Source organism: Agrobacterium tumefaciens (assembly GCF_005221385.1).
In the GTDB taxonomy this organism is placed as follows: Bacteria; Pseudomonadota; Alphaproteobacteria; order Rhizobiales; family Rhizobiaceae; genus Agrobacterium; species Agrobacterium tomkonis.
The window spans coordinates 1-22,250 of the sequence record NZ_CP039904.1 but is presented as its reverse complement, the minus strand read 5'-3'; the positions used below and the strand labels follow the sequence as shown (position 1 = coordinate 22,250).

The 22,250-nt window shown below is 56.8% G+C and carries 19 protein-coding genes; 7 read left to right on the top strand and 12 right to left on the bottom strand.

Annotated elements, in window-relative coordinates:
• The first annotated feature begins 25 nt into the window (after positions 1-25).
• Positions 26-2,815, top strand: coding sequence for a bifunctional aconitate hydratase 2/2-methylisocitrate dehydratase (locus CFBP6623_RS15330; protein ID WP_046800480.1), 2,790 nt, complete (start codon positions 26-28; stop codon positions 2,813-2,815).
• A gap of 123 nt (positions 2,816-2,938) precedes the next feature.
• On the opposite strand, the gene CFBP6623_RS15325 is transcribed toward CFBP6623_RS15330, so the two are convergent.
• The 3 genes from CFBP6623_RS15325 to CFBP6623_RS15315 are packed head-to-tail and all read right to left on the bottom strand — an operon-like array spanning position 2,939 to position 6,088.
• Complete coding sequence (locus CFBP6623_RS15325) at positions 2,939-4,039, bottom strand: ABC transporter substrate-binding protein (RefSeq protein WP_046800481.1); 1,101 nt, start codon at positions 4,037-4,039, stop codon at positions 2,939-2,941.
• Positions 4,036-5,427 carry a sensor histidine kinase gene (locus tag CFBP6623_RS15320; protein ID WP_046800482.1) on the bottom strand — a complete coding sequence of 464 codons (1,392 nt, stop codon included), beginning with the start codon at positions 5,425-5,427 and terminating at the stop codon, positions 4,036-4,038. Before CFBP6623_RS15320 ends, CFBP6623_RS15325 begins: the two co-directional genes overlap by 4 nt.
• The gene (locus CFBP6623_RS15315; protein WP_080843196.1) at positions 5,414-6,088 is read right to left on the bottom strand and encodes a response regulator transcription factor; all 675 of its coding nucleotides are present in this window, start codon (positions 6,086-6,088) and stop codon (positions 5,414-5,416) included. Before CFBP6623_RS15315 ends, CFBP6623_RS15320 begins: the two co-directional genes overlap by 14 nt.
• Before the next feature lie 307 nt (positions 6,089-6,395).
• On the opposite strand from CFBP6623_RS15315, the gene CFBP6623_RS15310 reads away from it, so the two are divergent.
• From CFBP6623_RS15310 to CFBP6623_RS15295, 4 genes are all read left to right on the top strand, one after another.
• On the top strand, positions 6,396-7,460 hold the full coding sequence (locus tag CFBP6623_RS15310; RefSeq protein WP_046800483.1) for an ABC transporter substrate-binding protein: 1,065 nt from the start codon (positions 6,396-6,398) through the stop codon (positions 7,458-7,460).
• A 149-nt stretch (positions 7,461-7,609) separates the two neighbouring features.
• Positions 7,610-9,361 carry an ABC transporter permease gene (locus CFBP6623_RS15305; protein ID WP_232370439.1) on the top strand — a complete coding sequence of 584 codons (1,752 nt, stop codon included), beginning with the start codon at positions 7,610-7,612 and terminating at the stop codon, positions 9,359-9,361.
• Positions 9,354-10,415 (top strand): ABC transporter ATP-binding protein, encoded by a 1,062-nt coding sequence (locus CFBP6623_RS15300; protein ID WP_046800484.1) that lies wholly within the window; start codon positions 9,354-9,356, stop codon positions 10,413-10,415. Before CFBP6623_RS15305 ends, CFBP6623_RS15300 begins: the two co-directional genes overlap by 8 nt.
• Before the next feature lie 338 nt (positions 10,416-10,753).
• Positions 10,754-11,260, top strand: a complete 507-nt coding sequence (locus CFBP6623_RS15295; protein ID WP_175415500.1) for a hypothetical protein — start codon at positions 10,754-10,756, stop codon at positions 11,258-11,260.
• Positions 11,261-11,309: 49 nt separating this feature from the next.
• On the opposite strand, the gene CFBP6623_RS15290 is transcribed toward CFBP6623_RS15295, so the two are convergent.
• From CFBP6623_RS15290 to CFBP6623_RS15270, 5 genes are all read right to left on the bottom strand, one after another.
• Entirely contained in the window at positions 11,310-11,588 is a 279-nt protein-coding gene (locus tag CFBP6623_RS15290) for a hypothetical protein (protein WP_046800486.1), read from the bottom strand.
• Between the two features lie 354 nt (positions 11,589-11,942).
• A complete protein-coding gene (locus tag CFBP6623_RS15285) occupies positions 11,943-13,958 on the bottom strand; it encodes a hypothetical protein (RefSeq protein ID WP_046800487.1) in 2,016 nt (671 codons plus the stop codon).
• A gap of 153 nt (positions 13,959-14,111) precedes the next feature.
• The gene (locus CFBP6623_RS15280) at positions 14,112-15,005 is read right to left on the bottom strand and encodes a DMT family transporter (protein ID WP_046800488.1); all 894 of its coding nucleotides are present in this window, start codon (positions 15,003-15,005) and stop codon (positions 14,112-14,114) included.
• A gap of 321 nt (positions 15,006-15,326) precedes the next feature.
• Positions 15,327-15,731, bottom strand: coding sequence for a hypothetical protein (locus CFBP6623_RS15275; protein WP_080842754.1), 405 nt, complete (start codon positions 15,729-15,731; stop codon positions 15,327-15,329).
• A 46-nt stretch (positions 15,732-15,777) separates the two neighbouring features.
• Positions 15,778-15,996, bottom strand: coding sequence for a hypothetical protein (locus tag CFBP6623_RS15270; protein ID WP_046800490.1), 219 nt, complete (start codon positions 15,994-15,996; stop codon positions 15,778-15,780).
• 284 nt (positions 15,997-16,280) lie between these two features.
• Here CFBP6623_RS15270 and CFBP6623_RS15265 point away from each other — a divergent pair, with 284 nt between their 5' ends.
• Together CFBP6623_RS15265 and CFBP6623_RS15260 are read left to right on the top strand one after the other, a co-directional pair.
• Positions 16,281-16,622, top strand: a complete 342-nt coding sequence (locus CFBP6623_RS15265; protein WP_046800513.1) for an ArsR/SmtB family transcription factor — start codon at positions 16,281-16,283, stop codon at positions 16,620-16,622.
• Entirely contained in the window at positions 16,619-17,542 is a 924-nt protein-coding gene (locus CFBP6623_RS15260; RefSeq protein WP_046800491.1) for an SRPBCC family protein, read from the top strand. The genes CFBP6623_RS15265 and CFBP6623_RS15260 overlap by 4 nt, the downstream gene beginning before the upstream one ends.
• A 50-nt stretch (positions 17,543-17,592) precedes the next feature.
• Here CFBP6623_RS15260 and CFBP6623_RS15255 read toward each other — a convergent pair whose 3' ends face one another.
• The 4 genes from CFBP6623_RS15255 to dcm all read right to left on the bottom strand — a co-directional run bounded on the left by CFBP6623_RS15255 (position 17,593) and on the right by dcm (position 21,212).
• A complete protein-coding gene (locus CFBP6623_RS15255; protein WP_046800492.1) occupies positions 17,593-17,955 on the bottom strand; it encodes a hypothetical protein in 363 nt (120 codons plus the stop codon).
• 203 nt (positions 17,956-18,158) lie between these two features.
• Positions 18,159-19,382, bottom strand: coding sequence for a type II restriction endonuclease (locus CFBP6623_RS15250; protein ID WP_200960447.1), 1,224 nt, complete (start codon positions 19,380-19,382; stop codon positions 18,159-18,161).
• Positions 19,383-19,838, bottom strand: coding sequence for a very short patch repair endonuclease (locus CFBP6623_RS15245; RefSeq protein ID WP_046800493.1), 456 nt, complete (start codon positions 19,836-19,838; stop codon positions 19,383-19,385).
• 105 nt (positions 19,839-19,943) lie between these two features.
• Positions 19,944-21,212, bottom strand: coding sequence for a DNA (cytosine-5-)-methyltransferase (dcm, locus tag CFBP6623_RS15240; RefSeq protein ID WP_046800494.1), 1,269 nt, complete (start codon positions 21,210-21,212; stop codon positions 19,944-19,946).
• Positions 21,213-22,250 lie beyond the last annotated feature (1,038 nt).

Genomic DNA, 22,250 nt, shown 5'->3' with positions numbered 1-22,250 from the left:
TACATATCAGGACGTTGGGATAGCGATGAACCTTTACTTGGATTACCTGGCTGAGATCAAAAGCAGAGAACAACAAGGGCTCGCACCCAAGCCGATCGATGACGGCGCATTGACCGCCGAAATCATTGCGCTGATCAAGGATGCCGGTAGCGAATACCGGACGGACGCCCTTAAATTCTTCATCTACAACTCCCTGCCGGGCACCACGAGTGCTGCGGGCGTCAAGGCGGCCTTCCTCAAGCAGATCATTCTCGGTGAAGTCGTCGTGCCAGAGATCACGCCTGCCTTCGCGCTGGAACTGCTGTCGCACATGAAGGGTGGCCCTTCTGTCGAAGTGCTGCTCGACATCACGCTCGGTGATGACGCGGCACTTGCCGCGCAGGCGGGTGAAGTTCTGAAGACCCAGGTCTTCCTTTATGACGCCGACATGTTCCGGCTGCGCGACGCCTTCAAGGCAGGCAATGCCGTCGCCAAGGGCGTGCTTGAAAGCTATGCCAAGGCCGAATTCTTCACCAAGCTTCCTGACGTCGAGGACGAGATCAAGGTTGTGACCTTCATCGCCGCCGAAGGCGATATTTCCACCGACCTTCTGTCCCCCGGCAACCAGGCGCATTCGCGTTCCGACCGCCAGCTGCACGGCCAGTGTATGATCACGCCGGAAGCGCAGGCGGAAATCGTCGCGCTTCAGAAGCAGCATCCCGACAAGCGGGTGATGATGATCGCCGAAAAGGGCACGATGGGCGTTGGCTCGTCACGCATGTCCGGCGTCAACAACGTGGCGCTGTGGACCGGCAAGCAGGCCAGCCCCTATGTGCCCTTCGTCAATTTCGCCCCCATCGTTGCCGGCACCAATGGCATCTCGCCGATCTTCGCCACCACCGTCGACGTGACGGGTGGTATCGGCATCAACCTGAAGAACTGGGTGAAGAAGCTCGGTGAAGATGGCAAGCCGATCCTCAACAATGACGGCAACCCGATCCTCGAACAGAAATATTCGGTCGAGACCGGCACTGTCCTGAAGATCGACGCCAAGAACCGCAAGCTCCGCGACGAAAGCGGCAATGAGCTGGTTGACGTTGCCGCCGCCTTCACGCCCCAGAAGATGGAATTCATGAAGGCGGGCAGCTCCTACGCCATCGTTTTTGGCAAGAAGCTCCAGACCTTCGCGGCTCAGACGCTCGGCATCGAGGCTACGCCGGTCTTTGCCCCGAACAAGGAAATCGCGATCGAAGGTCAGGGCCTCACCGCCGTTGAGAAGATCTTCAACCGCAACGCCGTCGGCGTGACCCCGGGCAAGGTTCTGCATGCCGGTTCGGACGTTCGCGTCAAGGTCAACATCGTCGGCTCGCAGGATACGACCGGCCTGATGACCGCGCAGGAACTTGAGGCGATGGCGGCAACCGTCATTTCGCCGCTGGTGGATGGCGCCTATCAGTCGGGCTGCCACACGGCCTCCGTCTGGGACAAGAAGGCGCAGGCGAACATTCCGAAGCTCATGTCCTTCATGAACAATTTCGGCGTCATCACCGCGCGCGACCCGAAGGGCGTCTACCATTCGATGACGGACGTGATCCACAAGGTGCTGAACGACATCACCGTGGATGACTGGGCGATCATCATCGGCGGCGACAGCCATACGCGCATGTCCAAGGGCGTCGCCTTCGGTGCCGACTCGGGCACCGTGGCGCTGGCGCTGGCGACGGGTGAAGCGACCATGCCGATCCCGCAATCGGTCAAGGTCACCTTCAAGGGCACGATGCAGCCGCATATGGACTTCCGCGACGTTGTGCATGCGACGCAGGCGCAGATGCTGAAGCAGCATGGCGATAACGTCTTCCAGGGCCGCATCATCGAAGTCCACATCGGCACGCTGCTCGCCGACCAGGCCTTCACCTTCACCGACTGGACGGCCGAGATGAAGGCCAAGGCGTCGATCTGTATCTCTGAGGACGAGACGCTGATCGAGTCGCTGGAGATCGCCAAGTCGCGCATCCAGATCATGATCGACAAGGGCATGGACAATGCCGCCCAGACCCTGAAGGGCCTGATCGCCAAGGCGGATCAGCGCATCGCCGAGATCCGTTCTGGCGAAAAGCCTGCCTTGACCCCCGACGACAATGCGAAATATTTCGCCGAAGTCGTCGTGGATCTCGATGTCATCGACGAACCGATGATCGCCGACCCCGACGTCAACAATGCCGATGTCTCCCGGCGCTACACCCATGATACGATCCGTCCGGTGTCCTATTACGGAGGCACCAAGAAGGTCGATCTGGGCTTTGTCGGCTCGTGCATGGTGCATAAGGGCGACATGAAGATCGTCGCCCAGATGTTGAAGAACATCGAAAAGGCCGAAGGCAAGGTCGAGTTCAAGGCGCCGCTCGTCGTCGCTGCACCGACCTACAACATCATCGATGAGCTGAAGGCGGAAGGGGATTGGGAAATCCTGCAGAAGTATTCAGGCTTCGAATTCGATGACCTGAAGCCGAAGACCACCAACCGCACCGAATACGAGAACATCCTCTATCTGGAACGCCCGGGCTGCAACCTGTGCATGGGCAACCAGGAAAAGGCGGAAAAGGGCGATACCGTTCTGGCAACCTCGACCCGCCTGTTCCAGGGCCGCGTCGTGGAAGACACGGCTGAAAAGAAGGGTGAATCGCTTCTGGCCTCGACCCCGGTCGTCGTCCTGTCGGCAATCCTTGGCCGCACGCCGAGTGCTGAGGAATACAAGGCAGCCGTCGAAGGGATCGATCTGACCAAGTTCACCCCGTCGAAGGGCACGCCGATCGATTCCCTCTCGGTCCATTATTGATGTTTCAGCACCGGGAGGTGAAAGCCTCCCGGACATGACGCGTTATGTGAAGCGCTTCATGATGATCTGACGGATGCACCGCCGGCCCGAATGCGCCGGGTGCCGTCCGATTTTTTCAAGATATCAGTTCGCTCCGGAATTGTTTCCGGACGTCATCACGTCGGTCCAGTCGTCGATGAAACGTTTGCGCTGGGCGGCGTCCTGCGTCGCCAGAAGGGCGGGGCCGATGCGGATGAGGCGTCCGACACCGCTTTCGATGAGCGAGGGAGGGCCATCGACGCCTGTCGGCATGGTTCCGTCCTGCGAGAAGAAGAAGGATTTTTCCCGGGCGATACGCCGGCCGCGTTCCGAAAGAAGATAATCGATGAAGCGTCCGGCAAGCGCCGCTTGCCTTGCCTTTTGCGGAATGAGCGCTGCCCTGCTCAGAACAAGGGTATAATCACGCGGCAAGACGATTTTCAGCTTCGGATCGCGCAGGGTCGCTGCATAGGCGTAGGAGCCTATGACATTGTAGCCGATATATATTTTCTGGTTGGAAATATCGGCCAGCACGGAATTGTTGCAACAGCGCAGCTGGGTGTCGACGCGGCTCATGCTTTCCAGCAGGCGGCCATAGGCGGTGGAATTCTGTTCCGCATCAAGGAAGGCCAGAAGATAACCGACGCCTGACTGGCGAAGATCATAGGTCGCGACGTGGCCGCGGTAGAACTCCTGTTTTCGGCGCAGCAGATCGGCAAGTTCGGCGCGCGTATGCGGCACGTCCTGCGGCGGAACATAATCGCTATTATAAACGATGACACTCGGCTCGAATGTGAAGCCATAGACCTCGTCGCGCCAACTATTGGCGTGGTTCTCTACCGCGCGCGTCTCTGTGGACACATGCGACAGGGCGCATCCGTCATTGGCGAGCTTCACCATCTGGTCCACCGAGGATGACATCAGAAGGTCGCCGAAATCCTTCTCCTCCCGGCAGGCGGCGTCCGCCTCTCGATAGAGATCGTTGGTGACGAAATCGGTATAGTCGATGGCAATGTTTGGTTCGACCTGCTGAAAATCGAGCAGAAGCGGTTTCAGGGCGGATGTGTCGGTCGCGCCGTTGATGACGAGACGGCCCGTCTCTTCGGCCGGGGCGGGAAAATATGTCGAGGTGCCCTCCGTCGGCTGCGGCAGCGCCGAGCCCGTGGCCAGCGCTGAAAACAGGATTGCCAGGAAAAGTTTTTTCACGCGCTGTCCTCCCCGGCGCAGGGCAAGTCAAGGATGACGGTGAAACCCGTGTAGCCCTTCTCGCGAAAGCGGATCAGGCCGCCATGCGCGACCGCGACTTCCGCTGCTATGGCAAAACCGAGCCCCGAGGCGGTGCCGACATTGGGAGATGTGGCGTTGAAGCGGCGTGACATCTGATCCCACTTTTCCGGCGGAATACCTGGTCCGTCGTCTTCCACCTCGACGCAGATCCGCTCGTCATGTTGCATCACCCGGACGTCAAGGCGCGACACCGCGCCATGGCGCAGCGCATTGCTGATGATGTTGGCGATTGCTTCGCGCAGGCTGACCGGGTCGCCTTTGACCGGCATCAACGCTTCGTCGGCCTCAAAGGAAATCACCATGTCGGGATCGACGGTCAGCGGAACGGCATGGTGGAAGGCCGTGCGCGCCACCGCAACCAGATTGATGTTCTCGAGCTGGATGGTGCCGGAGCGATGGATGACCATGGCGTGGCTGAGAAGCTGATTGGTCAGCTGCGCCAGTTCGCCCGTGCGTATCTTGATGCGCTGGGTACGCTCGCGATTTTCCGGGATCATGCTCGCTTCATCAAGCATATCCACCTGGGCGGAAAGCCCGGTCAGCGGCGTGCGTATCTGGTGTGCGGCATCGGCGATGAACTGCTGCAGCCGCACGACACGTTCGTCCAGCCGCCTCATGAAGTGGTTGATGGCGCCCAGAAACGGCTGCAGCTCCTGCGGTGCTGGCATTTCCATGGTCGTCAGGTCTTCGGGGTTGCGCTGCCGCAGCGCAAGCGCCAGCCGGGTAACGGGCTTCAGCGCATAACGCACGGCGAGAAAGGTGCCGCCAAGTCCAAGCAGGATCATGATGCCGACAATCAATATGGCGCCCTGGGTTATCTCGGCGGCCAGCGCCCGGCGCGCCTCGGTGGTCTGCGCCAGGATGACGTAGATCCATCCGCCCTGCGCCTGATCGGCAAGCGCGCGCGAAACGGTGATGACCCGCACTTCCACGCCGCGATATTGTTCCGTTTCGAGCTGCGGATCGTAGCGGGCAGCGACATAATCATAATCGGCATTGAGGTCGGGATAACCGCTGACGATCGCGCCGTCCGGTCCGACGATGCGATAGAAGATGCGGTCCCTTTCCGCAAAGCCAAGCAGTTCGAAAGCCGAGAGCGGCAGATTGACGATCAGCTTGCCGTCATTCTGGGTAATGCCGTCGGCAATCTGCATGGCGGCGCCGCGCAGAAGCTGGTCATAGGTCTTGTTGGCGGCCGTCTGGGCATAATAACCGGCGGCGGAAATAAGGATACTCGCCACTATGAGCAGAACCATGCCCACGCGAATGACGAGGCGTGAAAACAGCGATGGTTCACGGGTTGTCATCGATCACCAGCTGATAACCCATGCCGCGCTGGGTGATGATCGATACGCCTGAACCCTCGATCTTCTTGCGTATCCGGCTGACATAAAGCTCGACCGCATTGTGGTTGACGCCCTCGTCAAAGCCGAACAGCGCATCCATCAACTCGTCCTTGCTGAACAGACGGCCGGGACGGGTGGCAAAAACCTCGAGAATGGCAATTTCGCGCCGCTTCAGCTGCACTTCCCGCTTGCCGATCCGGACATTGCGGCTCTGCTGATCGAGCTGCAGATTGCCGCAGGTGATGATATTGGTGGTTTCGCCGCGGTTGCGCCGCAACAGCACGCGCACACGCGCATCCAGCTCACGAAAATCGAACGGTTTGACCAGATAATCGTCCGCGCCAAGATCAAGTGCGCTGACGCGATCCTCGATTTCCGAGCGGGCTGTCAGTACCAGCACGGGAACCGTTTTTTTGGCGGCCCGCACACGGCGCAATATCTCGAACCCGTCAAGCCCGGGCAGCATGACGTCAAGAATGATCAGATCGTAATCGGTGAAGTCGAGAATTTCAGCCGCGACAAGTCCGTCTGCCTCCCAATCAACCGAGTGTCCCACCCGCTCCAGCCGTTGATTGATTGCCTCCCCGACATCCCGTGTGTCTTCGACCAAGAGGATGCGCATGGGCCATGAATTGCATGAAAAATCGAACATGACAACAAAAACATATTTGAACGTGACAGGTTGCTGACAGATTCATGGATAAATTTATGTAGCGTGGCGATCTATTCGGTTTATCGGATGATTTTCACTATATCCGTGGGAGGATATCGATTTTATTGGCGGCTTGATCTACTTCGTAAGAAGTGGAAATACTATTGCTTTGCTAAAAATAATCGAGATATTCAGGCGTTTGGCGGCAAGTAAAATCTGTCGTAACTTGATCGCTTCTCTTCCCCGGATTTCTTGAATCATTGTGGGAGGACCAGAAATGAAGCAATTTTTCTCTTATGCGATGACCGCGAATGCGGCGGCCCTGCTGCTGGCCATGCCCGTATTTGCGGCCAGTGACGATCTTGTCGAGGCCGCACGCAAGGAGGGGTCGGTCACGATCTACGCGGCTACCGACCAGGCGCAGGCGCAGGCAGCGCTCGACGCATTCACGAAGAAATATCCCGGCATCCGTGTCGACTACAACGATATCGGCACCAACGGTGTTTATAACCGCATCATTTCGGAGGCCGCCGCCAAGCAGGTGGGTGGCGACGTCTTCTGGACTTCGGCGATGGATCAGGGCGTGAAGCTTGCGACCGACGGCTATCTGGAGGCCTACAAGTCGCCTGAAATGCCCTCTCTGCCCAGCTGGGCGGTCTTCAAGGATATTGTTTATGCCACCTCGGTCGAGCCTGTCGGCATGATCTACAACAAGACCGCGCTGCCGGAAGACAAGGTGCCGCAGACACGCGAAGACCTGATCAAATTCATTTCCAGCGGTGAATATAATGGTCGGATAGGCACCTTCGATCCGGAAAAGTCCGGCGTCGGATTTCTGATCCAGACAAGTGACCTGGAAAAAACCAGCAATTTCTGGGATATGACCAAGGGGCTCGGCAAGGCGAAGGGCAAATCTTACTCCTCGACAGGCTCGATGCGCGAAACCGTGGTTTCCGGTGAAAATGTCCTCGCTTACAACCTGATCGGCTCCTACGCGCTGGATTGGGTAAAGAGCGCTCCGAACCTCGGTGTTGCTTTCGGCAAGGACTACACGCTTGCCTTCTCGCGTGTTGCCGGCCTGTTGAAAGACGCGCCGCACCCCAATGCCGGCAAGTTGTTCATGGACTTCCTGCTGTCGCAGGACGGACAGAACGCGCTTGCTTCAAAGGGCATGCCGGCTCTGCGCAAGGACACCACCGAAGGTTATAATATCGACACGCTCAACGCACTGGTCGGCGGCAATTTGAAGCCGATCGCGCTTGATGAAACGCTCCTCGGTTTCATGGAACCCATGAAACGGTTGAAGTTCCTCAACGAGTGGCGCGCAGCGCTCAAGGGCTAATCGCGCCTCGGGCACGCAAGTCCCCCAGGACGGGGCCAGGCACCGAGCTTTTTAAAAGGCAACAGGACGGTGTCTGGCCCATGGCCGCGGTCCTGCCACTCTTATGAAAATCCATTCAACAAACGTCTGTTTCCCGGAGGTTACAACCCATGCCGGTGGATACCATTACCCAAAACCCACCCCGAGAACTATCCCGCGAGCCGCGGCTGGAGACGCCGCGCCCGCCCGGCGAAGCGCTGCTCTTCCGCCGGCTCGTCATCGGTTTCCTGACGCTGTGCGTCCTGACGCCCATTTGCCTGATCATCTATCAGAGCTTTCTCGATGGTCCGTTCTTCAGCCCGAGCGCCAGCCTCGGCCTGAGCGCATATGAATATATTCTCGTCGACCCGATGTTTTACGACGCCTTGTGGAACACGGTCATCATGGCCGTGGGCATGGTGGCGATCGCCGTCCCGCTGGGCGCGGCGCTCTCCTTCCTGCTCACCCGCACCGATGTGCATTTCCGCAAGGCGCTGGAAATCATCGTGCTGGTTCCGATGTTCATTTCGGCGCTGGTGCTTGCTTTCGGGTATACGGTCGCCATCGGGCCGTCCGGCTTCGTCTCGATCCTCGTGCGCGACATCATCGGTTTCGTGCCGTGGAACATCTATTCCCTGAGCGGCATCGTGCTTGTCACGGGGCTGGCGCATGTCCCGCATGTCTATCTTTACGTGTCGGCGGCAATGCGCAACCTGCCGTCCGATCTTGAAGAGGCGGCCCGCATCACCGGCGCGCCCATCTGGCGTGTGTGCTGGGATGTCACCGTACCCATGGTGCTGCCCGCGCTCATCTTCGCCACCGCCCTCAACCTGTTGATCGGCTTTGAAATGTTCGGCGTGCCGCTGGTGCTTGGCGATCCGAGCGGCATCAACGTCCTCACCACCTATATCTACAAGCTCACGACACTTTTCGGCGTCCCCACCTATCAGCTGATGGCTGTCGTCGTTGTCCTGCTCGTGCTCCTGACCCTGCCGCTGGTGTGGTATCAGCGCCGGCTGTTGCGCCACAGCCGCCGTTATGCGGCCCTTGGCGGAAAAGGTTCGCGCACCACCGTCATGCGGCTGGGGCGCGCCGGCCAGATCATCGCGCTTTCCATCATCGGTTTCTGGCTGTTCCTTTCGGTCATTCTGCCGATCGGCGGAATTATCCTGCGCGCCTTTGTCGATGCGTGGGGGCAGGGCGTCAATCCTTTCGCTCATCTCACCACCAAGCATTTCAATGCGCTTTTCGAGGTTCCGAGCCTTTATCGTGGTGTTCTCAACACCATCATACTGGCGGTCGTCGGCGGCGCCGTGGCTGTCGCCTTTTATCTGGTCGTCGGTCTTGCGGGGCACCGCAATCGGGACGTGTCCAACACCGTTCTCGATTACATGGTTCTTCTGCCGCGCTCCATGCCGAGCCTGATCATCGGTCTCGCCTTCTTCTGGCTGTTCCTGTTCATTCCGTTCCTGGTGCCGCTGCGCACGACCCTCATAAGCCTGTTCATCGCTTATCTCATCGTCGGCCTTTCCTATGGTCTGCGGCTGTTGCAGGGCACGCTCATTCAGGTCAGCCCCGAACTGGAGGAGGCTGCGCGCACGACAGGTGCGACAATCGGCCAGACCTGGCGTGACGTCGTCATTCCCATCGTGCGCCCCGGTCTCGTCGGCGCATGGGCGCTGATCATGATCGTTTTCCTGCGCGACTATGCCACCGGCATCTATCTCATGAGCGCCGGAACCGAAGTCATCGGCTCGCTCATGGTTTCCATGATCCAGTCCGGCGCAATGGACACGATTGCCGCGCTGGCATTCGTCAGCATCGTTCTTACCGGCGCAGGCCTCGGTCTCGCCCTTCGTCTGGGAGCAAAAATCCATGACTGAACTTACTGTTCGCGACGTTCACAAATATCTCGGCGGCCTGCATATTCTCCAGGGCGCATCCTTCACTGCCGAACGCGGCTCGATCGTCTCCCTGCTCGGCGCGTCGGGTAGCGGCAAAACAACCCTGCTACGCTGCATTGCCGGGCTCGAGCAGCCCGAACAGGGCCTCATCAGCATTGGCGGAAAACCGATGCTCGATGGCAGCAAGGGCCTGACGGTTGCACCGGAAAACCGCAATATCGGCCTCGTGTTTCAGTCCTATGCGCTGTGGCCGCATCGCACAGTGATGGAAAATGTCGCCTATGGCCTGAAGCTGCGTGGCGTGAACCGGGTGGATGCCGGCAAACGTGTTCAGGCGACGCTGGAAAAGATCGGTCTCGGCCATCTTGCCGAGCGTTATCCCGATCAGCTTTCGGGCGGCCAGCAGCAACGCGTCGCAATCTGCCGCGCGCTGGTCTATGAGCCGCGTGTCCTGTTGATGGACGAGCCGCTTTCCAATCTTGACGCGAAGCTGCGGGAAGAGGCGCGTTACTGGATCCGAAAGCTCATCCTTGATCTGGAAATATGCGGTGTTCTCGTCACCCATGATCAGTCGGAAGCGCTCGCCGCATCCGACAATATCCTGCTCTTGCGCAACGGCGCCATCGTTCAGGAAGGCACACCGCAGGACATCTATACAAAGCCGAAGAGCTTTTATGCGGCGGACTTTCTCGGCGCAAACAATGTCGCCAGCGGCGAGATACGCGGTCTGGGCGAAGATGCCAGCATTCACGGGCCAAACTGGCAGCTTGATGGCATTGTTTTCGGCAGGAACGAAGAAAAAGAGGACAAGGCGGTCATCCGCGTCGAGCAGATCGCCGTGCATGACAACCCCGGCCAGAACCGCAGGGAAATGCATCTGGATGCCTGCCTCTATCTTGGCGACCGCTGGGAATACCGCCTGAAGGCCGGCGACTTCGCCGCCAAGGCCTTTGGCGCGAAGGCGTTGCCGGAAGGCCCGGTCTGGGTGGATATTCCCCGTGAAAGCGTCTGGCTTTTTGCCGGCGCTCGATAAGATCCCGTCCGTCCGGTCCGGCCTATCTGTGGCGGACCAGTATGGTCGGTAAGACGGGGTTATGGTCCATCGTAGCGTCCTTCAAGGGGGCTGCGATGGACCGGAATGCGATTTTTCAATCGGCCGGTTTTGTGTCGTGCGGCCGGGCTGGAATATCGACAACGATACGACAAGCATTACGAATCGCCTTTGGCTTAAGCGGCTGGCGCAAGACCACCGCAGCGTGATCGCCGTTGATTGGCGCTTCCCTCACCAAATTTTGTGGGGGGATTTTGCAGGCTTTCGCCATTTATTGACTGCAATCCTGGGGTTCGGACGAGCCCGAGCTTTCGACGCGTTTGAGTATCACCGTTGATGAGCCGATGCTTACAAAAGGTGGTGCGGTTATCGTCGCAGCTCGCCCGGTTTCTGACAGCGAGTGGCACTCCTTGCAGGAGAGTGGCGGCAACGCGAATCCCCTCACAAAAGAATTCCGCATCAGAGTTTCTTCGCCGGCGTCGGTCGTCGAACTCGTGTATCCGGAAAGCGGCACTTACAGTTTCAAGCTTGAACCCATTTTTGACCAGGTGAGATTGGCAACCCGGGAAATTCGCGTCGGCAGTGCCGTGGTTACTGATCCGGAAACCAAACAGCGGGTCGACTGGCGATCAATGAGTATAATCCATGTCGGTGGTACCGTTTACGATGAAGGGTGGGCACGGGTCCTTTCTTCTACGTTCGACCTGGCTTTCGAAAGCAGCGATGAGGGTGCCGTTTCCGTGCAACGATTTGCTGCCGGTCGTATTCTCTCGTTGTCAGAAGACGCGATTGAAACCTTCGTTCAGGATTCCGAGAGCGACCGGTGACAACACTCCTCTTCGCAATGATTGTGCCCTTAAAAGCACAATTTGCTCTTCAGAACAGGGCCACGAGCATCATGCCCAGAAATGCGATGAGCATGATGATACAGGCCGGGCGAAAGAGATAAAAACGCTGCCAGTTCGTGAGGCGAAGGCTGTTGTAATAAAGGGATTTATCAAGCCGGAGGTAATCCACGCCGCTATCAACAGAAAAATCACCACCGTTTTTTTTGTAAAACCGATATTCCCGGACCTGGGCTACAATCTGCTGGATTGCCAGAAGGCCGACTGCCAGCAGCGCGGCAAAAACAATGATGATCTCGAATATCGGCAATGTGGCCTTCTTTCGATTGAAACAGATTGGCTTATCTAACGCAAATTTACTGAAAAATCCGGCCCCCCGGGGCTTTTTCCGCAAATCTGTCTTTTAATCGGCGCAGTGGAGCGTAAAGCCTGCTCTTATTGGGGGACTGCGCTTTGGATTGTTCACAGCCAGGATATTCAGGCTCACGTCTGTGATTTCTTTTAATGTTTGACTTTTAATTTTCGGCGTAAATTATTGATTACAAAATAAAAAGTTTTATTCAAATTTCAATTGCCGCCCCGAAATGGGGCGGCTGAATGTATATTCAGGTTATCTCAAGCTCAGGAAACTGAGCTCGAGACAATTGGCGGCTGATAGGCCGGCTCATTCCGCCGTTGCCTGAATATCCACCTTGTCGAGAAGAAGCATCGGATTCTCGGAGGCTGCAGCCAGATCAAAAAGGCCAAGGCCATTTGGGCCTGTCGATTTGACCGTGACGGTCAAGGTTCCCGGCGTGTTGATGAATTGGACGAGTGCGTTCACCGCCTCCTGGAGTTTCGGTTGTTCGGCGGCCACCTGCTGCAGCATCACGTTGGCAACCAACGTCAATGTGCCACGCACCTGATCCTCGGTCATCTCGTTCTGCAGGGCATAGAGCTTGATCGCCTTGGCCATCATGCCCTCGTCCTTGATCGTGAATTTTACCTCACGACCGGCAATCCCGAAAAGCGCAGCCTGGGCGCGACCAAGGTCGAAGGAGAAAAACTCTTCCGTGAAGCCGCTTACCAGACCGGAGAAATTGACACTGCCAATATCCTTGCTGCTGAGCGAGACTTCGCGGATCAGCAGGTTTTTGTTGGGTTCGTCCCAGCCAGCGGCGAGGGCGTAAGACAAGGCGAGTGACTCCAGACCCAGTTTGCGCGCTTCAACAAAAACTTCCTCCGTCGAATCCGCCGGGATGGGCAGGGAGAGGTCCTCCTGCCTGATCTCGATATCGGTCGGGATGCCATTGAAGGGTTTGGTCAGTCCCATCTCGAAATTTTTGAGCGTGAACTTGATGCGCTCAGGCGTGCCTGCGGCCTCTTCATCGGTCTTTTCCGGTGCGGCGATATCAACGTTGATGCCACCGACACGCACCCTGCCGAGTTCCGGTATCAGCCGATTGAACGGAAATGTCTCGATTTTCGTTTCATCGAAACCGACGATCTGGGAAAGACCTTCGATTGTGGAACTCCAGTCAAAGCCCTTGAGGCTTGCCTCGGCGACTTCGATCTTGCCGTCGCCATCGCCAATCGACATGCCGTTCAGGCCGAAATCGAGCTTGCGGCTGTCCATCTGCATGTCAATGCGCTCGATGGTGGCCTTGACCCGCTTGCCGTCCGCCCCTTCGCTTTGATCAGGCGCGTCCACCTTGAAGCCCAGCAGCTGCATGTTGCTCTTGCCCATCATGTCCAGAATGGACACGACCTTGCCGAAAAATGCCTGACGCTCCTGCGGTGAAAGCTCATCCGCATTTTGGGTTGCGGTCAGCGCCTTCAGGGTTTCCAGCAGCGGCTCGGCCGGCATGCGAGCGGTAAAGCCGTCGCTGCGGATTTCGTCGTAGCTGAATTGACCGTCACCGTCGGAGAAGGAAACCTTGCTGACGGAGAGTGGTCCGTAAAGAGGTTTTGCATCCTTGTCTTCGGGACCCGCCTTTTCCGTGTAGAGCCTTGCAAGGTAGGCGGCGTCGAAGTCCTGGCCGGTTATTGCACCTGTCGAGACGACCATGTGCTTCTTTTCCATCGTGCCAGTGCTATCCGGCAGAGCCATCTTGATGTCATAGCTGGCATTGTCGATCGTATAGCGGGTGACCCGGCCATCGGCGATGTCTGAGAGCGCCGCGTTGTTGTATACGGTCTTCTGCTCGGTCTCGGCGATAGACTGGGTGAATGTCAGTTCAGGCGTGGAAATGCGCGTCGCTGCGAAGCGCTCCAGGCGCCGGGACAGGGAGTTTGCATTGCCATCGCCAGATGCCGCTGCCGAGGTCGCCTGCTTGAAAGCGGCATTCTCGACACGGGCATGCGCCATGGAGATCTTGCCGGTCGGCACGTCAATATCGATGCCATTCATATCGAGCGCGCCTTCCAGGAAAGGAAGTTTGGGACGCCCGTCGATAGCGGCAATCTGGATCTTCTTGCCGTCTTCAAGCGGCAGGGTCAGCTCGCGAATATGAATTTGTCCGAGAAAATCGACGTCCACGGAACGCGCCGTTGCGCCGCTGCGGGCAATCAGCTCGTCGACCTTTGCTTCGTAGAAGGCTTTACCACCGATGACACCTGCAGCCGCGATGGCAATAATCGCAACCGCTGCCCATAAAGCCTTGCGCCGGCCCTTGCCGACTGGAGTGTTTTCCTGTTCCACGAAATTGGTCCTCTGTAATGCGAATTAACTTTGCGCGTCTTTTAGACACGCGAAAGTTGCCGCGCAAGTGTGCCGCCGGGACAGCTGGACATTATTTGCAGTGGTATATCGTGGCGCGCGCGGCGTCATCTGCGGCGCTTTCGACGGCTTCGGTCACTTCCAGAACATCAGCGCCATGCCGGCCACGACCAGTGCTGCCCCGGCCCATGCGCCGGGTGCCGGCAATTCCCGTGTTCTCAGCCAGAGCAATGGCAGGATGATGACAGGTGTTGTCGCAGACAGCGTCGAGACGATGCCGATCTTGCCGCCGGAAAGCGCGAAAAGAAGCAGGGTCATGCCGAACGCAAGGGCAATGATGCCGGTAAGCGCCGTCTGCAGGAAAATGCTCTTCGTCAGCGGGCCATTCGGCCGGACTGCCTTGATGGGCAGCATGGTAAGCGCCGTCAGGCAGAGCGCCGCGACCCCGACGCGCAGCATGGACGCGGTAATCGGATCGATCCCGCTCGCCATGACGGGTCTTGCGATCAGCGAGCCGACGGCCTGACTGAGCGCGGCCAGCAGGCCCAGCAGCACGCCGAGCCAGAGTGGTCCCTTCACTCTTTCCCATTCGTGCAGCTGCGCCTTGCGCTTGCCGAAGAGGATTGCGAGCAGAACACCGCACAGCGTCAGGCCTATGCCGGTGACAGTTGTTGCGGAAAGCTGTTCGCCAAGCACCGCCCATCCCAGCAGCGCGGCAATTGGGGCGTTGAGGGCAAACAGGATTCCCGAGCGGCGTGGCCCAACCCGATTGAGACAGGTGAACAGCAGCGTATCGCCAACGAAGATGCCGATGAAACCGGATAGCAGAAGCGCCGAAAGCGCCTCGGGCTGCAGTTCTCGCCAGGTTCCCGAAGCGAGAACATAGACCCCCAGCAGGGAAGCGACAAAAAGCTGCCGCGTCCTGTTGAAGGCGAGCGCTCCCAGATGCCCCGCCGGACGCGCCGCCAGAAGTCCGGTCATCGCCCAGCAGGTTGCGGCGCCCACGGCAGCCAGTTCATAGATCGGCATTTTTTCCCCGTCGCTTCATGGCGCGCTTCCGGCCACGGACACTATCCCTGCCTGCACCCATCGCAGATTCCGGGTTCGCCCGCCATACCATAAGCATCGTCATAAACAGCGCGGAGCAGCGCCTGGTTCACCGCCCGTGCCGGGTCAGCCGGCGGCGTGCCATTTCCGATGTCGGTGTCTACCATCATAGAGACTGCGAATGAATGGTGAGGCCCGGGCCTGCTTCCTGTTGCCACCCGCAGAAGCGGCCGTCACGCCAAGGCCAATGCAGACGAAGCGGCTGGCCCGCTCCGTCGAAAGGATAGTCTTATCTACAGCACTTCACACGCCGTTTATGATATTGCAGATGCCCTCGCGGATGACGTTCTTGTCCGCAATCTGTCTTGCCTGAATGTTGAAAACAGCGTCGATCCGCACGCCGGCGCCTTTCTGCCGGGCCACAACCCGCAGCGTCTGAATTCTGCCGCTGCCGCTGGTCTCCTGGTGCGCATCGATCGAGGACAGCGCCTTGTTGATCTGGATGCCGGAAAAACCTTCCGCTGCCACAGCCTGAGCGAGCTTTTGAAGCACGGCGGGCGCTTTCGCCTTCGGCAATTCCTGCCATGATTTGTAAGAGACAGCCGTCACCATCGGCACGCCGGAGACAGCGAAGTTCTTCTCGCAGGAGGCCGCGAAGGCAGGGCTTGAGAAGCTGATCAGGCCAAGAGCTGCTATGACATATTTCATTTCGAGTAATCCAGTTGTTGGTGAAGATTAAGAGCTATCGGCCGCATCAGAATGCCGACCGTTTTCCTCTGTAGGTTGATGGAGGCGGGAGAGCTTCATGCGCCTGTGCAAGCGTTTCAAGCCATGTGGCCAGGCCAGCGGGAACCTCCTCATTGCCCGCCTCCAGTGCCTCGATCCACGAAAGTTCGCATTGCAGCGCGGACGCAATATTGATCGGCGTCCAGCGGATGACCCGCAGGCATTGATTAAAGCGTTCTGGTGACATGATGATTTGATATTTTCCCCGTCTTTTCCCCGCGAAGCTCACTCAGGCAGCTGCGAGAGTCAATCTTTTTCTGCAACTTTTGATGGCTTGTTTCCGACCCAGCAGTTGCATCCGCCGCCGGTTGCCGAACGCCAGGCGCAAGAAGGGGAAAGGCTCGGTTACCCAAACGAACGGCCGGGAGACGCACGGACATTTCATCCCCGGTGCCATTCCTCCGGATAAAACTTAGTTGATCTGCTAAGTTTTCCCTTGCTCCGTCGCGATGAAGCATGATAGTTAGCAGGATGACTAAGCATCATCAGGAGCTATCACTGATCTTCCAGGCTCTGGCCGATCCAACGCGGCGGGCAATTCTGGCCCGCCTCGGCGGCGGGCCGGCACCGGTCATGGAGTTGTCCGCTCCCACGGGGCTGCGTCTGCCCACGGTGATGCGGCATCTTTCCGTGCTGGAGGAGGCGGGGCTGATCATCACGTCCAAGGATGGGCGGGTGCGCACCTGCGCGATAGTGCCCGAAGCGCTGGAGCCGGTGAGGACATGGCTCGATGAGCAGCGGGCCATGTGGGAGAGCCGGCTTGACCGGTTGGAGGCATTTGCAATGCAGGCCATGAAGGAGGATTCACAATGACAACGAAATCGGGTCAAAAAAGCGCACACGCTGAACCGCATCTGCCGCAAGATCGTTTTGCGACGCTCAGCTTCGAACGGGAGATTGCCGTTCCGCTATCGGCTCTCTGGCAGGTCTGGCTGTCACCCGCCGCCCGGGCGGTGTGGGCCTCTCCCTCACCCTCGGTCACCGTGGAATTCCTGGAGGCGGACAGCAGGCTGGGCGGTCGCGAAGTCTCGCTCTGCAAGGTCGCCGGCCAGCCGGATATTCGCTGTGAATGCGGCTGGCTGGAGCTGCAGCCAACCCGCCGCAGCGTGAATTACGAGGTGGTCTCCTCCGGGGGCGTAACCCAGTCGGCAGCGCTGGTCACTGCCGATTTTCAGGCGGCGGAAGAGCGTAGCCGCTTGACCGTAACGGTGCAGCTTTCCTCATTGGCCGAGGATATGCGCGATGGCTATCAACAAGGTTTCAGCGCCGGTCTCAACAATCTGGCTAGCGTGGCCGGGCGAACCATGGTGCTGGAACGAACGATAAAGGTGCCGCGAAACATCGTCTGGAAAGCCTGGATGAACGAAAAGACGCTGCCGCAATGGTGGGGTCCTGAAGGGTTTTCGTGCCGCACGAAGAGGATTGATCTGCGGACCGGCGGGGAATGGGTCTTTGACATGATCGGCCCTGACGGCACAGTCTTCCCGAACCATCATCGTTATGTCGAGGTCCGGCCAGAAGAGAGGATCGGCTATATGCTGCTGTGGGGCGAAAACGGGCCGAAACATGCCGACGCCTGGGCCTCCTTCGAAGATCAGAATGGCGCGACGAAAGTTGTGCTGGGCATGGTGTTCAGCACGGAAGCCGAGTTCCAGCAAGCGAAGGGTTTCGGTGCCGTGGAGCTGGGTCAGCAAACGCTGGGCAAACTGGAACGCTTCGCCAAGGCGCTATAGATGCGCCGTGCCGTCAGCTCCCTGTTCCGCGGTCTCGTCCAGAACTGCAATTACTCTTCAAAGCCGCTCTGCGCGTGCGAGATCGTCTTGCAGGTCCCGCCATCCTTCTCGCCAACCATGCGTTTATCGCGGATGACCGAACCCTTGGCGATATCGATCTCCCATGCCACCGAGCCTTCATTCAGGCTCGCTTTACCACCGGCAAAGGCGCCTTTCTCCATTCTCTGACTGCCAGAAGCCGGGACATAAACTCCAAATGTCCCGGCGGCTTCGTCGAGAGCGAAATTGAACACCTGAGGGGTTCCCTTCGAACCTGCGAATTCACAGCTGAGATATGTGGGTGCGGCAAATGCAAAAGAGCCTGAAAAAAGCAGGGCAGCAGCGGCAAATCCGGTTCCTGTGATGACCTTCAAGTCTTGATCCTTATTCGTGTTTTCTCGTCAGACTAGAAATATTTCCCTTAGTAGAAAGAAAAAGTAAACAATACAGCGACTTGATGCTTGACGCATTGTTGTCTTCGCTCCAACAACGTGGCTGATTCTGCCTGCTTGTTGCACACCCAACGCGGGTACTGCCTGACGTTTAACCCACAATTGCTCCAACTGATTTCCGGCTATCAAAGTCGCAGCAGACGCATGTCGCCTATGAAGGATTCAAGGGTTTGGAGGTGCGGCTGAACGGATTCCGGAAATTTCTCAATTATTGGCTTTGGCACAACTAGTGTAACCTTTGCATCGATCATCTCTCTGAATTGAGTTTCCGATATTCCTTCCTGCAGCGTAAGCAGATGCTTATGCTCCACGCGATTGGCCTCATTGAGGATCTGACGCCAGCGATCCTTCATGGTCGTCTTCACCGCCAACATTCTAAGTTTTTCTGAGGGGAAATTTGTATCCTTATAGGCGGCCTCGGAAGGGAAAAGAAAGTCTGGAGATTTACCCGATTCAGATTCGGGCTGATGCGAAAAGTCGGTTCCCTCTACGAGCTTTTCCTCCATGAAAATCTCGCGAGCGTGGAGTTCGAGTGATCTTCCGGCACGGGATTTCCTGCGTTGGAGGATTGTCTGCGCTCGAGAGATGAAGCCATCGATATTGGTGAAGCCAGCTTTTATAAGCGGCATCTCGACTGCTTCCTCTACGCTACGGAATATCTCGTATTCGCAGGCACGTCGCTTCATAAGCCGCAGATCAGGCATAAGGTTGCCATGGGACTGAAGTTCGGCTGCCTTGGCGATTATTTCGACTCCGCTTGGAAACTTCGTGAGCCACGCGGTGGGAATCTCATCCGGCGTCAGCCAACAACTGGCGCGGACAGTAGTCTCGAACAGGCTGGCTTGGATCGTACCGCCTACAGGCTGGACTATCGACTTACCCGGCTCGATGGGGCCGATGCGGTCCTCGACGAGTTCTTCTTCTGTCTCATGCCGGCAGACCCAGACATGGCATTCTGGTGTGACACTTGGTTCAACCGAGAAAGCGAATATGGTCAACGCGCCCGTGCTTTCGGGATCCAGCAGTGCCGATTCGCCACCGCCCCAATTCGTCAGTCGTGTTTCATCGCGACCGTTCGGTTGTTTCTTGTGACGCTTGCTGTTGTAATAGACTGCTCGGATCTGGCGGGCGTCGGCATGGCTGTCAATGTACACATTAAACCAAAGATCGGGGTTTTCTACGTCAATACGTGCGAGACCCGGAAGTACTTCGAACAGCAATTCTTTGGGAATATACGGACCCGCCTGGTGTGTTTTATTGGCAAGTGTATCATTGCCGCTCAATCGCTTGACGTACCATGTGTAATTCGGCCCGCTATACTCGCTGAGCCAATCACCCAGTTCCATCATTTATCGCGTCCCCCTTATCTCACATCCAATCTCTTCTCCACGGAGCCATTCGGCTGTCCGTGCAAGAGTCTCTTCCAGCCCGATACGTCCTGGTCCCCGAAAAGCGCATTCCCAAATCTCCAGTCGACGTAAACCGGCGTCGGCCAGTAACTCGTTGACGCGCGCATCTCTGATGCGATTCGTATTGATCTTGGCCTTCCAGAAGTCTTGCCTGGTACCAGGTATTTTGAAAAGAGAGCAGTTGTGCCCGTGCCAAAAACAACCGTGGATAAATATGGCGGCGCCATATTTGGGCAGCCACAGGTCTGGCTTACCAGGAATCTTTTTCGGGTGCAGCCTGTAGCGGAAACCCAGCGCATGAAGGCCTTTTCGTATGACCAATTCGGGCTTTGTATTTTTGCTCCTGATACCTGACATCATTCGACTACGAGTTACGCTATCGACCACATCAGTCATGGCAAAACAACACATCGTCGGCGGCCTCTTGGGAGGAGGCGACCAAGGAAGTTGGTCAGGCAATTGACCTTATGGTCCAAGGCGCGCCATTTGGGGCGGTGAGTATCAGGCACTGAGCTTCATTCGCCCATTTGCTGCGCAGGCCAACGCCTCCTCGATAAAGGGTAGCATATGGCTGGCTACGGCTTTCACAACTGGCACGACGACGCTATTACCGAACTGACGATATGCCTGGGTGTCACTCACCGGTATCACGAATTCGGCCTTGCCCGGTTCGTCAAAGCCCATGAGTCGTGCGCATTCCCGAGGTGTGAGTCGGCGCGGATTGAGGGCGGGACCGCGATCGATCAGGATCTCAGATCCGTCCTTGTAATAGCGTGCCGAAAGAGTGCGAGCAACATCGCCTGGGCCTACGAGACCATAACCAAATCCGTTTCCGGCGGCGGCGTGCTTCGCGGCGTAGTCGCGCAGATACCTCCATAGATGGTCTGTCAGGATGTATCGCTCTGAGACGTTACCAATGTTGCCCAGTGTATAATGTTTGTCTGGCCCTTCTGATCCGTCTTCCGGGTGCAGGATTGTCTTGAGCTTCGGCCCTGCGTACGAATCCGGCATGTTGAAGTTTTTGAAGGAGAATTTGATACCAAGATCCCTGCGGAAGCCGACGATGAAAATTCGCTCCCGGTGCTGGGGAACATATCCTTTCGCATCTATGACGCGGGTTTCCACGTCGTAACCGAGTTCTTCCTTCAGCTTTTTCATGATCACTTCGAATGTGTGTCCCTTATCGTGGTTGACAAGGTTCTTCACGTTCTCAAGCAAAAAGGCCTTGGGTTGGTGATGTTTTATGATGCGTGCGACATCAAAGAAAAGAGTTCCCTGTGTCTCGTCTGCAAAGCCGTGGGCACGGCCTAAGGCATTTTTCTTACTTACGCCGGCAATACTGAATGGCTGACATGGGAAGCCTGCCAGTAAAATGTCGTGTGCCGGGATGTCAGCGGCGTTTACTTTCGTGATATCACCTTCGACTTCATGATCGTCGCTGCGATAGTTTGCCTTGTAAGTTGCCTGTGAATACTTATCCCATTCTGAAGTAAATACGCATTTCCCACCGATGTGGTCGAACCCGCGGCGCAGTCCGCCGATGCCCGCAAAGAGGTCAATGAAGGTAAATGCTGGATTTTCGTTGACGACCTGGGCGCGCGCGTTCAGAAGTCCATGCAGGACGGCTATGGCAGCTTGTCTTGGTTCCTGCTGTCCGCGTTCCCAGCGATACAACGTGGAAAGGCTGAAGCCCACGATGGGAGCCAGCTGTTCGAGGCTAATTCCGACCTGTTGGCGTAACCTAGAAAAGTCGGTGATCGAATCTTTCATGTTGTCCTCGCTGGGTATTTTTTTGCCATCCTGCCAGGATTTATCCTTGTTAGCAAGAACAAAGCATGCACAAATTTAGTTATTAAGACTTATGTTGCGACGCAGCCCAGATGTGTTCCGTCTGGTTTCTCACTTTTTAATTTCCCCACTCATCCCCATCCTGTTTGCCTGACCTATACTATCCCTGTTTCGGATCTGAATGATTGCCGTTGTATGAGAGAAAGACGTCGCTTTCATATTCCGGGGTCTGGCAGGGAAAGTCGTCTGGCAATGACCGGAGGAGAGATGGAATCTGGTTTGTGGTGGGCCTCTCTATTTCTCCGAAACGCATTGGCTGAAAGGCATGCTTTGACAGGCACAAACCGCTGATGCGGGGCACTGATAAGTGTCTTTATTTTCCACAGGTGGCAGTTTTCAGTGCCCCGTTGCAATGCCCATCGAGCTGAAAGGCAGATGGGAAAGAGAGATGAAGATCATAACACGGTCGCAACTGCGTCGCGTGATAGAAAAGGTGTGTTCAAATGGGTCTCTATGAAATGTACGTTCTTGCAGCTCGTGCAGATACAGCCCTGATGAGGCGAAGGGTTGCGAAGATTATGAATCGTCGACGCAAGAAGCAATATTTATACAACCAGAGGAAGAGGGGAGCACACCTTCGATCTGGTAGGATTCCGTAAACATATATTTATATAGATATATATGCAGAAACATATGAAATATATGTTGTGTTGAATTGTATATGAATATTTGAGGGCGGATGAAAATCCGCGGCCAGAATCTTGTTTTTACGGCCTGCAATTTGCGAATTGCGGGACGATAACGTGTAAATATATGACTTTTATGTTGGAATTAGCGATCTGGCTGGAGAATGATTATGCACAGAAACTATATGAGTGAGATGGAATTGATTAGAGCGGAGATCAGGTTTGAGAGACGATCGATCACAATAACAATATCATGATATTGTTATTGTGATCGATCGTCTCTCAAACCTGATCTCCGCTCTAATCAATTCCATCTCACTCATATAGTTTCTGT

Bases quoted from the DNA above. Each gene is read 5' to 3' on its own strand.
- CFBP6623_RS15330 (WP_046800480.1), top strand. From the start codon at position 26: ATGAACCTTTACTTGGATTACCTGGCTGAGATCAAAAGCAGAGAACAA.
- CFBP6623_RS15320 (WP_046800482.1), bottom strand. From the start codon at position 5,427: ATGACAACCCGTGAACCATCGCTGTTTTCACGCCTCGTCATTCGCGTG.
- CFBP6623_RS15315 (WP_080843196.1), bottom strand. From the start codon at position 6,088: ATGCGCATCCTCTTGGTCGAAGACACACGGGATGTCGGGGAGGCAATC.
- CFBP6623_RS15310 (WP_046800483.1), top strand. From the start codon at position 6,396: ATGAAGCAATTTTTCTCTTATGCGATGACCGCGAATGCGGCGGCCCTG.
- CFBP6623_RS15305 (WP_232370439.1), top strand. From the start codon at position 7,610: ATGCCGGTGGATACCATTACCCAAAACCCACCCCGAGAACTATCCCGC.
- CFBP6623_RS15300 (WP_046800484.1), top strand. From the start codon at position 9,354: ATGACTGAACTTACTGTTCGCGACGTTCACAAATATCTCGGCGGCCTG.
- CFBP6623_RS15280 (WP_046800488.1), bottom strand. From the start codon at position 15,005: ATGCCGATCTATGAACTGGCTGCCGTGGGCGCCGCAACCTGCTGGGCG.
- CFBP6623_RS15275 (WP_080842754.1), bottom strand. From the start codon at position 15,731: ATGAAATATGTCATAGCAGCTCTTGGCCTGATCAGCTTCTCAAGCCCT.
- CFBP6623_RS15270 (WP_046800490.1), bottom strand. From the start codon at position 15,996: ATGTCACCAGAACGCTTTAATCAATGCCTGCGGGTCATCCGCTGGACG.
- CFBP6623_RS15265 (WP_046800513.1), top strand. From the start codon at position 16,281: ATGACTAAGCATCATCAGGAGCTATCACTGATCTTCCAGGCTCTGGCC.
- CFBP6623_RS15260 (WP_046800491.1), top strand. From the start codon at position 16,619: ATGACAACGAAATCGGGTCAAAAAAGCGCACACGCTGAACCGCATCTG.
- CFBP6623_RS15250 (WP_200960447.1), bottom strand. From the start codon at position 19,382: ATGATGGAACTGGGTGATTGGCTCAGCGAGTATAGCGGGCCGAATTAC.
- CFBP6623_RS15245 (WP_046800493.1), bottom strand. From the start codon at position 19,838: ATGACTGATGTGGTCGATAGCGTAACTCGTAGTCGAATGATGTCAGGT.
- dcm (WP_046800494.1), bottom strand. From the start codon at position 21,212: ATGAAAGATTCGATCACCGACTTTTCTAGGTTACGCCAACAGGTCGGA.